Here is a 12,643-nt window from a genome sequence, read left to right as displayed (position 1 = left end):
TCAGGGCCACATCTGGGATAGTAAAAGATGAAAGATTTGTAGCTAATTGGGAGGGTGCAAAAGCAGTAGGAATTAGGCCTGGTGCATATCATTATTTTAGAGCAAACTATACCGCACAAGAGCAGGCGGAAAATCTTATAGAGAGATTAAGCAAAATTAGCTTTAATCCGTATACAGATGTTTTAGTGATTGATGTTGAAAAAAAATTTAATGAGGAAGCAACTCCTGATCAAATGGCAGATGGTACTTACGAGCTCCTAAAAATTTTACAAAATACCTCGTATGAGCATTTAGGTATTTATGCTTCTCCTAACTATTGGACCAATGATGTTAACTGGAGAAAGTATGATTTTTCTCAGTATCTTCTATGGATAGCACATTGGAGGGTACAGGCTCCCTTAGTGCCGGAAACATGGATAAATGTGGGTTGGAAAATTTGGCAGTTTTCTAATAAAGGGCAAATCCCAGGAATCACTGGAAATGTAGATCTGGATATAGTGAAAGATAGAGCTTTTCTTGGGGAATCTCCTGTTTATTCAGAAATAGATAATGCAACAGGATTTACTCCTTAATGCTCATCCAGCTATAATGCGTTCAATGGAGGCATTAAGATAGGTAATCTTTGCCAATGCTTAACATATACTGAAAGGCCTCTTTATATTCATTCTTAATTTTACCTTCTAATATAGCCTCTTTAATAGCCTCCTTAATAGAACCCACTGCTGGGGAGGGCTTAAGAGCAAATGCTTGCATAATGACCTGGCCCGTAATAACGGGTTGAAAATTTCTAATTTTATCGCGTGCTTCTACGTCCAGTACCTTTTTTTCTACTTTATCGAAATTAGCCAAATATTGCTCTACCCTTGCTGTATTTTTAGAAGTAATATCAGCTCTACATAACAGAAAAAGATCCTCTAAATCACCTTGAGCTTCATATAAAAGTCGCCGTATAGCCGTATCAGTAACCGCTTTAGCCAATGCTATGGGCCGCAAATGTAATCTAACCAGTTTTTGTACATAGCCCAATACTTCTTTGCTGATAGGAAAACGCAACCTCCTAAATATTCTAGGAAGCATTTTGGCACCTAAATCCTCGTGACCATGAAAAGAAAAACCATGGATAGGATCAAATTTTTTGGTTAATGGTTTTGCAATATCATGAAAAACAGCTGCCCAACGGAGCCATAATTTAGACGAATTTTGAGCAACATTATCTAAAACTTCAAACGTATGCAATAAATTATCTTTATGTGTATGCACACCACATTGTTCTTTGCCTGATAGCTTTTCTAGCTCTGGCAATATTATCGCCAATATTTTGGTTTCAAACAAAAGTTGAAAACCATAAGAAGGCTTATTAGCAGCTATAATCTTATGCAACTCTTCAGCAATTCGTTCCTGAGAAACAATTGTTAACCGGTTACGAACCGTAGTTAACGCAGTCCATGTTTCTACTGCTATCCTAAAATTTAACTGTGTAGCAAATCGTATAGCACGTATTATACGTAATGGATCATCAGAAAAAGTTTGCTCAGGAGCACAAGGCGTTCTAATAAGCGCATCCGCTAAATCATGTTGGCCATTAAATGGATCTAATAATAACCCGTAATGTTCCTTATTTAAACAGATAGCCATTGTATTAATGGTAAAATCTCGACGCATTTGGTCATCAGCAAGCGTACCATTTGATACAGTTGGATTACGAGAAGAAGATGCATAGGATTCTTTCCTGGTACCTACAAATTCAATAATCCATCCGTTCCACTGTAACATAGCCGTACCAAAATTTTTAAATAAGGTGACGGATAATCCTTTATCTAAATGGGTTGCTACAGCTTGCGCAAGCAGCATGCCATCCCCTACGCAAACAATATCAATATCTTTGCAAGTACGTTTTAAAAATAGATCACGTACAAACCCTCCTACTACATAGGTCTCTAATTGAAGCGCATCGGACACTGCCCCAATATTACGCAAAATTTTAGAATGATCTATTTTATCTATTTGAATTACAGGATAATTATTTTTTATATGTTCCAATTTTCTATTTTTAACTGATGTTACGCATCTTATTTGACACCATACAGAAGGCCATACTTGGTTCTTACCAACTCAGAGAACTTTATACAAATTTTACACCAGTATCTATCAGATTCAGATTCTACTCCCTTTCTGTTATATCTTTTTCTATTTCTGTTGTTGAGTAAAAAGTTTTTTCTATACATGCTACTACTTTTTGTATAACTTGCTCATTATTGCATTCGGGGATATCCTTTTTTACTGGAATACCTACCTTATTACCATGACAGGATTCATATATTTTTATACATTCAAAATCTTTTTTATCTAACCCTTCTGCCAGTTGTGTATCAACAGGTAATAACATATCATGTTCAGTACCTCCAATAAGTTCTGCATAAGTATGATTAAGTTTTAGTAGGTCCTCTGCTGTAACAGAGGAGGACAATGGAAAAAATTCAGAGAAATTCAAAACGCCCGCAATGGCTGTAACAGGAACGCCAAGTTCTTTAATACCTGAGGCAACATACCTTATAAAATCGCTACTTGGGCTTAAATCATCAGCACCACTCATGTGTTTTTTGCGCCTTTTGAACCCGTTGGTATGATTATATAAATATTTGGCTAAGCTAGGCATTTTTTCTGCTATCCCAGCATAATTTTTAAAAATATGTTTGAATAAATCCCGGCGGTAGCCTTTCTGTATTTTCTCTAAGATATTTTTTTCCTGATCTAATTTTTCTGTAACCCACTTAGGATTTTTGAAATGGTCCATTACTGGCGCTCCTTTCCAGGGCGTACCTATAGTTATCAATTGGTCGATAGTAATGCCAACTTCTCTTTTTAACACAGCTCCATATTCTTTAATAAGGGTAAAAGCACGTAATCCCCCTTGGCTATGACCTACTAGAACTACATGCTTGTCACGGCCAATTAGTGTTTTAATTTCTTCATAAGCTAGTTCCGCTTGTTTTTTTATCGATAGCATTACACTGGGAGGTGAGTACCAAACATTACCCTTTTTATTAAGATCTTTATTGACACTTTTTAGTGCTACTATGGTAGCATGTGGAAATTTTTGTCGCAAAACTGCTTTCATCGTCTCAAAATCATAGGAAATCCTACTTAATCCATGTAACAATACAATTGCTTGCGTATCCTCTTTTACTTTAGCGGTTTGTATTATTTTCGTATTTTTTTCCCGAAATGACTCGAAATCGTTTAACGAATTTATTTTTCGCTTATACCCCTCCCTCTNCGAAGACCGCGACAACCTACGCTTATAAAGAAAGCAAAAATAAAGCTATATTTGTAAATAAATAGTAAAGTACGAGAACCTATGCTATACCGCATGCCAATCTGTTATACATTTGTAAAAATTTTATTATGCAGAAAAAACCTCTGCTATGCGCAACATCAGTTAATACATTAGCTTATTCCTTAAAACTTTACTCTACTCATATTTAATTAATATACTATTTTTCATTTTGTTTTACCAATACTTTTTTGCTTTGCTATTTAATTTAATTATTTACTAAATTGCTTTTTTGTGATCCTTCCCAGCATGGAAAGAATTAAGTACTATTACAAGCTGCTTATGTAGCATCAGTTTAAAAAATGGTTCTGTATGGTGCCAAGTATACTTGTAAAATGCGTAATATTTTCTATTACTAAATAAGAATATTAAAAACCAATCATGGCATATACAATCAGAATCAGAATCAGAATCAGAACAGCCAACTGTTATGCATATAACTGAAAGTTATCTTGCAGACCTGAATGAAATGCAAAAAATAGCTGTAATGGATACAGAAGGTCCATTCATGGTTATTGCAGCTGCTGGTTCAGGTAAAACCAAGGTATTAACCTCTAGAATAGTCCACGTGCTTAAAACAAAAAAAGCAGAGCCGCATCAGATTCTTGCTTTAACGTTTACAAATAAAGCGGCTGCTGAAATGCGTCACCGTATAGAGGCCATAATGGGTAGCAAAGCCAAAGCCATATGGCTAGGAACCTTTCATAGTGTTTTTGTTAAGCTATTGCGTCGTGAAGCGGGTAGTTTAGGTTATCCTTCCCATTTTAGTATTTACGATTCGGACGACAGCAAATCTTTGATCAAACAAATTATCAAAGAGTTAGCCCTCGATGAGCAAGTATATAAACCAAATGTTATATTGGGCCGTATGTCCCATGCTAAAAATAGANTCTATTTATTGATGAATTTCAAGATACCAACTTGGTTCAATATAGTATTGCCAAAAAATTAGCAGCCCACCACCACAATATCTGTGTAGTAGGAGATGATGCACAAAGTATCTATGCATTTAGAGGTGCAGATATCCAAAATATTTTACATTTTGCTAGTGACTATCCTCATCACCAAGTAACAAAATTAGAGCAAAATTATCGTTCTACCCAACATATTGTTGATGCAGCCAATAGCATTATTAGCTACAACGACGCCCAACTAAAGAAAAAGGTTTGGACAGCCAACAGCCTGGGGGAACCCATTGAAGTCCTAAGGTGCATATCTGATATAGAAGAAAGTCAATTGATAGCAGATACGCTTATAGAGCAAAAAATAAAGAACCAGTTGTTGTATCGGGATTTTGCTATTTTATATCGTACTAATAATCAATCTAGAAATTTTGAAGAGGCATTGCGTAAAAAAAATATTCCCTACCGTATCGTAGGGGGACTTTCTTTTTATCAGCGAAAAGAGGTAAAAGACCTTTTAGCCTATTTGCGTTTTGTAGTGAATCATAATGATGCAGAAGCTTTTAAAAGAATTATTAATTTCCCTAAACGTGGTATTGGGCCTACTACCATACATAAAATATTTACGGCCTTATCCGAAAAGAATCTTACGCTTTGGACCCTATTGCGTAATCTAAGCAACTCTTTTAGCAGGCTTACTGCAGTGGCTATCTCGCATTTTGTAACATTCATTTGTACGATTTCTCTCAAATTAGAAAAGGAAGGAGAAAATGCTTATACCATAGCCGACTACGTTGCAAAAGAATCCGGCCTCTTAAAGGCACTTTATGAGGATAAAACGGTAGAAGGATTAACCCGCTATGGGCATATGCAAGAACTGTTGAATAGCATTAAACAATTTGTAGATAATGCCGAAAATAATGATCCTAGCCTAGGCAGTTTTCTACAAGAAATAGCTTTAATTACCAATGAATATAAAGAAAATACAGATCAGGATACGATTACACTCATGACCATTCACGCTTCTAAAGGACTAGAATTTAAATACATATACCTGGTAGGCATGGAAGAAGATCTTTTTCCTTCTGCTATGATGATAGGAAGTAAAGCAGACTTAGAAGAGGAACGACGTCTTTTCTATGTGGCCGTTACCCGTGCACAACTAAAACTAACCCTATCCTATGCTTTAAGCAGATATCGATTTGGCAAATCAACGCACACCCAGCCAAGTCGTTTTTTAAAAGAAATGAGTCTCCAATCCAAATCCAACTTATTTACTGCTAAATTTATTCCTACGACTATGGCTAAAAAGACAACCCATACAGTTGAAACCCCTTCGGGGAAAATACCGACACAGCTTTACTCCTCTTTATCATCTAAGCATACAGTTTCCAGTGATTTGACGATCTTACAAATCGGAAATGAAGTGAACCATGCCCATTTTGGTGAAGGGAAAGTGGTTCAGCTGGTAGAATCTACAGGCGGGCGTAAAGCGGTCATTCTTTTTCATAACTTTGGAGAAAAGACACTTTTATTAAACTATGCAAAACTGGAGATACTTAAAACAGTATAAAAGCTATGTGCAAACTATTTATTACGATACCATATGTACGATTATAATACAGCTCGATCACCTTTGATACTTAAGGAGTATGGCAGAAATATACAGAAAATTATGGAACAGCTTGAGAATATTGATGACAAAAATGTTCGTACCCAAAAAGCCCATATTATGGTAAAGTTAATGGAAATCGTTAATCCTAACGCTGAATTGCTCCAAAAACGCTGGGATGATCTTTTTATACTATCGAATTATCAATTGGATATTGACAGCCCTATTCCTAAGCCTGTTAAGAGCATAAATAGCCAGCAGCACTATATGCATAGGCTACCTATGGAGCAGATCAAATACAAATATTATGGGCGGCATATGGAATTACTTATAAAAAAAATTAGTACCCTATCTTCTCCCAAAGAACAAGAGCAAATGCTTATAGCAGCTGGAAAACTTATGCGTCGTTTTAGCAGTATATGGAACAATGATTATATAAGTAATGAAAGAATTATGGAGGATATCAAACGAATGCTTCCAAATGATACGGTATTGGATCTAGAAGTAATTCGCACCCTACCAGATGATGGCGCAAATAATGGCCAGCGATCTAAAGCTAGATATCCATCAAAATCCATTTGTACTACTTCTACAAAATAAAACGTTACGCAACGTATAGCACGTTGATCGTACAAAAATAAAAATTAAGCAGTAAATGCATAAGTTTATCGTACATGGAGGCCGTCCATTATCTGGTACTATAAAGCCAAAGGGTTCAAAAAATGAAGCATTGCAGGTAATGTGTGCCACCTTATTAACAGAGGCAATTGTTACCATAAACAATATACCTGATATTACAGATGTACACAGTGTAATGCAATTACTCACGCTGCTGGGTGTTCAAATTGTCCCATTGGGTAAGGGAAGTTATCAATTTTGTGCCGCCCATCTTCACACAGATGTTACCCTTACAGAAATATTTCGGCAGGAATATGCTAAAGTTAGGGGATCGATCATGTTATTAGCTCCCCTTTTGGTTCGTTTTAAATCGGTTTCGGTACCTAAACCTGGCGGAGATAGGATTGGCCGTAGGGGGGTACATGCACACTTTGAAGGGCTAGAGCGGTTAGGTGTCACTTTTTGTTATAATGTCGATGAGGAGGCATGGAAAGCAAAATGCACCACATTATCAGGATCATATATACTTATGCCAGAGCCATCTGTAACCGGGACAGCTAATATAGTGATGGCTGCCAGCATGGCCAAAGGTAAAACTATTATTTATCCTGCAGCGTGTGAACCGCATGTACAGCAACTTTGCCATATGTTGGTAGCTATGGGCGCTACCATTACAGGCATTGGTTCAAATATATTAACCATAGAGGGCGTAGCACATCTGAGTGGTACCGTGCACACCATTTTGCCAGATATGCTAGAAATTGGCAGTTTTATCGGGTTGGCTGCAGCCACCAAATCAACGCTAACCATTACAGATGTTCCTATTAACCTGTTTACCCCTGTCTGGAGTTGTTTTAGAAAGTTAGGGATTAGGCTAGAAGAAGATGATAATTCATTACATATTCCATTTCAACCATCTTATCATATACAAAAAGAAATAGATGGAAATTTGTTAAGTCTATCTGATGCTGTTTGGCCAGGTATTCCTGCTGATTTAATCAGTATTGCTATTATCACCGCTGTGCATGCACATGGCCATATTTTAATCCATCAGAAAATGTTTGAAAGCAGACTCTTTTTTGTGGACCATTTAATTGAAATGGGCGCACGTTTGATACTATGTGATCCCCATAGGGTACACGTTGTAGGTTTAGGGAATGCCTATAGGCTACGCGGTACCCGTATGAGTTCTAATGATATCCGAGCGGGTATAACCTTGTTAATTGCGGCGCTAGCGGCAGAGGGAACCAGCACCATTGCAAATATTCATCAAATTGATAGAGGATATGAACAGATCGATCAACGCCTAAACGCCTTAGGCGCATCCATTGAAAGAGCCTAATAATAGCACAGCTAGTTCATGCTGCGGGTTACCCTACTAGCTTATATATGACCCTAAGCATACCATCTCCTAAAAGTTTACTGCGAATTACATGTCTTTATGTAAGCATTGCCCTGCTTTAGGGCACAACAAGTTTAAAACATAAACCCTAAAAATCCTAATTTTTATCCAAATAGAGGCCGTTACAATAGAAAATTTGCAACAGCTTCAGGTTATAAAGCACAAGTTCGGCCACATAGTAGCTTGGCATTGCACCATGGTATAACTGTTTTAAATAGAGCTGATATAATAGATCTGATTATAGGAATTTTATTAAAGTGTTATTAATTAATTTAGGCGAACAGCTATTTGTAGTAGAATATGGTGATAGAATTGTCCATGGTTATTTGGCTGCAATTTTGTTAACTTATCTGTTTAAGTAAGTCATAATTTTTACTCTTTGTTAACAGTGTTATGTTGTAACAAATGTGAACAGATACACACTAGAAAAACATCAGCAATTACTTTTTATATTTTAGTAGCAGCAACCAAATTTATATATTCCGACACTATCATGCTTCAATATAGTAAGCCGCTATGACCAGTAACCTAAAACATGATGCGTTAATCAAAAAAATTTTAACCAACCCAGTAGCTGCACAGGAGTTTTTAGAATACTATTTACCAGCTGATTTTAAAGCTATAGTAGATTTAACAAAAATTACTATAGAAAAAGAATCTTTTGTAGAAGAGGATCTAAGGAGAAAATTAAGTGATCTTGTATTTTCTGTGCAAACCAAAAATCAGGATACTGCATTTGTTTATGTATTAATTGAGGCGCAAGCTACACCAGACCATTGGATAGCTTTGCGATTATGGAAGTACATACTTTTATTATGCGAACGGCATAAGCAAAAAAAAGATGGTTTACCCTTAATCTGTCCTCTTTTAATCTATCATGGCACTAAAACATATAATGCACCCAGAAATTTATGGCAATTGTTTAGCCATCCTGAACACGCTATCAGGGCCACATCTGGGATAGTAAAAGATGAAAGATTTGTAGCTAATTGGGAGGGTGCAAAAGCAGTAGGAATTAGGCCTGGTGCATATCATTATTTTAGAGCAAACTATACCGCACAAGAGCAGGCGGAAAATCTTATAGAGAGATTAAGCAAAATTAGCTTTAATCCGTATACAGATGTTTTAGTGATTGATGTTGAAAAAAAATTTAATGAGGAAGCAACTCCTGATCAAATGGCAGATGGTACTTACGAGCTCCTAAAAATTTTACAAAATACCTCGTATGAGCATTTAGGTATTTATGCTTCTCCTAACTATTGGACCAATGATGTTAACTGGAGAAAGTATGATTTTTCTCAGTATCTTCTATGGATAGCACATTGGAGGGTACAGGCTCCCTTAGTGCCGGAAACATGGATAAATGTGGGTTGGAAAATTTGGCAGTTTTCTAATAAAGGGCAAATCCCAGGAATCACTGGAAATGTAGATCTGGATATAGTGAAAGATAGAGCTTTTCTTGGGGAATCTCCTGTTTATTCAGAAATAGATAATGCAACAGGATTTACTCCTTAATGCTCATCCAGCTATAATGCGTTCAATGGAGGCATTAAGATAGGTAATCTTTGCCAATGCTTAACATATACTGAAAGGCCTCTTTATATTCATTCTTAATTTTACCTTCTAATATAGCCTCTTTAATAGCCTCCTTAATAGAACCCACTGCTGGGGAGGGCTTAAGAGCAAATGCTTGCATAATGACCTGGCCCGTAATAACGGGTTGAAAATTTCTAATTTTATCGCGTGCTTCTACGTCCAGTACCTTTTTTTCTACTTTATCGAAATTAGCCAAATATTGCTCTACCCTTGCTGTATTTTTAGAAGTAATATCAGCTCTACATAACAGAAAAAGATCCTCTAAATCACCTTGAGCTTCATATAAAAGTCGCCGTATAGCCGTATCAGTAACCGCTTTAGCCAATGCTATGGGCCGCAAATGTAATCTAACCAGTTTTTGTACATAGCCCAATACTTCTTTGCTGATAGGAAAACGCAACCTCCTAAATATTCTAGGAAGCATTTTGGCACCTAAATCCTCGTGACCATGAAAAGAAAAACCATGGATAGGATCAAATTTTTTGGTTAATGGTTTTGCAATATCATGAAAAACAGCTGCCCAACGGAGCCATAATTTAGACGAATTTTGAGCAACATTATCTAAAACTTCAAACGTATGCAATAAATTATCTTTATGTGTATGCACACCACATTGTTCTTTGCCTGATAGCTTTTCTAGCTCTGGCAATATTATCGCCAATATTTTGGTTTCAAACAAAAGTTGAAAACCATAAGAAGGCTTATTAGCAGCTATAATCTTATGCAACTCTTCAGCAATTCGTTCCTGAGAAACAATTGTTAACCGGTTACGAACCGTAGTTAACGCAGTCCATGTTTCTACTGCTATCCTAAAATTTAACTGTGTAGCAAATCGTATAGCACGTATTATACGTAATGGATCATCAGAAAAAGTTTGCTCAGGAGCACAAGGCGTTCTAATAAGCGCATCCGCTAAATCATGTTGGCCATTAAATGGATCTAATAATAACCCGTAATGTTCCTTATTTAAACAGATAGCCATTGTATTAATGGTAAAATCTCGACGCATTTGGTCATCAGCAAGCGTACCATTTGATACAGTTGGATTACGAGAAGAAGATGCATAGGATTCTTTCCTGGTACCTACAAATTCAATAATCCATCCGTTCCACTGTAACATAGCCGTACCAAAATTTTTAAATAAGGTGACGGATAATCCTTTATCTAAATGGGTTGCTACAGCTTGCGCAAGCAGCATGCCATCCCCTACGCAAACAATATCAATATCTTTGCAAGTACGTTTTAAAAATAGATCACGTACAAACCCTCCTACTACATAGGTCTCTAATTGAAGCGCATCGGACACTGCCCCAATATTACGCAAAATTTTAGAATGATCTATTTTATCTATTTGAATTACAGGATAATTATTTTTTATATGTTCCAATTTTCTATTTTTAACTGATGTTACGCATCTTATTTGACACCATACAGAAGGCCATACTTGGTTCTTACCAACTCAGAGAACTTTATACAAATTTTACACCAGTATCTATCAGATTCAGATTCTACTCCCTTTCTGTTATATCTTTTTCTATTTCTGTTGTTGAGTAAAAAGTTTTTTCTATACATGCTACTACTTTTTGTATAACTTGCTCATTATTGCATTCGGGGATATCCTTTTTTACTGGAATACCTACCTTATTACCATGACAGGATTCATATATTTTTATACATTCAAAATCTTTTTTATCTAACCCTTCTGCCAGTTGTGTATCAACAGGTAATAACATATCATGTTCAGTACCTCCAATAAGTTCTGCATAAGTATGATTAAGTTTTAGTAGGTCCTCTGCTGTAACAGAGGAGGACAATGGAAAAAATTCAGAGAAATTCAAAACGCCCGCAATGGCTGTAACAGGAACGCCAAGTTCTTTAATACCTGAGGCAACATACCTTATAAAATCGCTACTTGGGCTTAAATCATCAGCACCACTCATGTGTTTTTTGCGCCTTTTGAACCCGTTGGTATGATTATATAAATATTTGGCTAAGCTAGGCATTTTTTCTGCTATCCCAGCATAATTTTTAAAAATATGTTTGAATAAATCCCGGCGGTAGCCTTTCTGTATTTTCTCTAAGATATTTTTTTCCTGATCTAATTTTTCTGTAACCCACTTAGGATTTTTGAAATGGTCCATTACTGGCGCTCCTTTCCAGGGCGTACCTATAGTTATCAATTGGTCGATAGTAATGCCAACTTCTCTTTTTAACACAGCTCCATATTCTTTAATAAGGGTAAAAGCACGTAATCCCCCTTGGCTATGACCTACTAGAACTACATGCTTGTCACGGCCAATTAGTGTTTTAATTTCTTCATAAGCTAGTTCCGCTTGTTTTTTTATCGATAGCATTACACTGGGAGGTGAGTACCAAACATTACCCTTTTTATTAAGATCTTTATTGACACTTTTTAGTGCTACTATGGTAGCATGTGGAAATTTTTGTCGCAAAACTGCTTTCATCGTCTCAAAATCATAGGAAATCCTACTTAATCCATGTAACAATACAATTGCTTGCGTATCCTCTTTTACTTTAGCGGTTTGTATTATTTTCGTATTTTTTTCCCGAAATGACTCGAAATCGTTTAACGAATTTATTTTTCGCTTATACCCCTCCCTCTGTTTATTTTTTTNNNNAGTCGCTGTCGGGGTCGCTGTGGAGGTCGCTGTAAGGATCGTTCCATGATAGGATTTTTACAAGAACGAAGACCGCGACAACCTACGCTTATAAAGAAAGCAAAAATAAAGCTATATTTGTAAATAAATAGTAAAGTACGAGAACCTATGCTATACCGCATGCCAATCTGTTATACATTTGTAAAAATTTTATTATGCAGAAAAAACCTCTGCTATGCGCAACATCAGTTAATACATTAGCTTATTCCTTAAAACTTTACTCTACTCATATTTAATTAATATACTATTTTTCATTTTGTTTTACCAATACTTTTTTGCTTTGCTATTTAATTTAATTATTTACTAAATTGCTTTTTTGTGATCCTTCCCAGCATGGAAAGAATTAAGTACTATTACAAGCTGCTTATGTAGCATCAGTTTAAAAAATGGTTCTGTATGGTGCCAAGTATACTTGTAAAATGCGTAATATTTTCTATTACTAAATAAGAATATTAAAAACCAATCATGGCATATACAATCAGAATCAGAATCAGAATCAGA

Annotated in this window: 9 protein-coding genes and 1 pseudogene; 5 read left to right on the top strand and 5 right to left on the bottom strand. The window is 36.1% G+C overall.

Going from position 1 to position 12,643, the window contains the following annotated elements; translation table 11 throughout:
• The coding region (locus tag EDM02_RS00195; RefSeq protein ID WP_123662136.1) for a glycoside hydrolase family 25 protein at positions 1-572 on the top strand (572 nt) is incomplete at its 5' end.
• Between the two features lie 34 nt (positions 573-606).
• Here EDM02_RS00195 and EDM02_RS00190 read toward each other — a convergent pair.
• Positions 607-2,040 carry a CCA tRNA nucleotidyltransferase gene (locus EDM02_RS00190; RefSeq protein WP_123662126.1) on the bottom strand — a complete coding sequence of 478 codons (1,434 nt, stop codon included), beginning with the start codon at positions 2,038-2,040 and terminating at the stop codon, positions 607-609.
• Between the two features lie 121 nt (positions 2,041-2,161).
• Positions 2,162-3,292, bottom strand: a complete 1,131-nt coding sequence (locus tag EDM02_RS00185) for an esterase/lipase family protein (RefSeq protein ID WP_123662134.1) — start codon at positions 3,290-3,292, stop codon at positions 2,162-2,164.
• 472 nt (positions 3,293-3,764) lie between these two features.
• On the opposite strand from EDM02_RS00185, the pseudogene EDM02_RS00180 reads away from it, so the two are divergent.
• The 4 genes and pseudogenes from EDM02_RS00180 (at position 3,765) to EDM02_RS00165 (ending at position 9,383) form a co-directional block, all read left to right on the top strand.
• A pseudogene (locus tag EDM02_RS00180) lies at positions 3,765-5,809 on the top strand (ATP-dependent helicase).
• 33 nt (positions 5,810-5,842) lie between these two features.
• Positions 5,843-6,448, top strand: coding sequence for a DUF4290 domain-containing protein (locus tag EDM02_RS00175; protein ID WP_123662132.1), 606 nt, complete (start codon positions 5,843-5,845; stop codon positions 6,446-6,448).
• Between the two features lie 55 nt (positions 6,449-6,503).
• A complete protein-coding gene (gene murA / locus EDM02_RS00170; protein ID WP_123662130.1) occupies positions 6,504-7,808 on the top strand; it encodes a UDP-N-acetylglucosamine 1-carboxyvinyltransferase in 1,305 nt (434 codons plus the stop codon).
• A 576-nt stretch (positions 7,809-8,384) separates the two neighbouring features.
• A complete protein-coding gene (locus EDM02_RS00165) occupies positions 8,385-9,383 on the top strand; it encodes an Rpn family recombination-promoting nuclease/putative transposase (protein WP_123662128.1) in 999 nt (332 codons plus the stop codon).
• Positions 9,384-9,417: 34 nt separating this feature from the next.
• Here the strand turns inward: EDM02_RS00165 and EDM02_RS00160 are convergent, their stop codons facing one another.
• The 3 genes from EDM02_RS00160 to EDM02_RS05750 form a co-directional block, all read right to left on the bottom strand.
• Positions 9,418-10,851: a CCA tRNA nucleotidyltransferase gene (locus tag EDM02_RS00160; RefSeq protein ID WP_123662126.1), complete on the bottom strand. Its 1,434-nt coding sequence runs from the start codon at positions 10,849-10,851 to the stop codon at positions 9,418-9,420.
• 121 nt (positions 10,852-10,972) lie between these two features.
• Positions 10,973-11,977 (bottom strand): esterase/lipase family protein, encoded by a 1,005-nt coding sequence (locus EDM02_RS00155; protein ID WP_260214909.1) that lies wholly within the window; start codon positions 11,975-11,977, stop codon positions 10,973-10,975.
• A 468-nt stretch (positions 11,978-12,445) separates the two neighbouring features.
• Positions 12,446-12,643: hypothetical protein (locus EDM02_RS05750; protein WP_221179566.1), on the bottom strand; the 198-nt coding region annotated here is incomplete at its 5' end.

This window comes from Candidatus Cardinium hertigii (assembly GCF_003788695.1).
The sequence above is the reverse complement of the archived record's forward strand: the minus strand, read 5'-3'. Positions and strand labels throughout refer to the sequence as shown.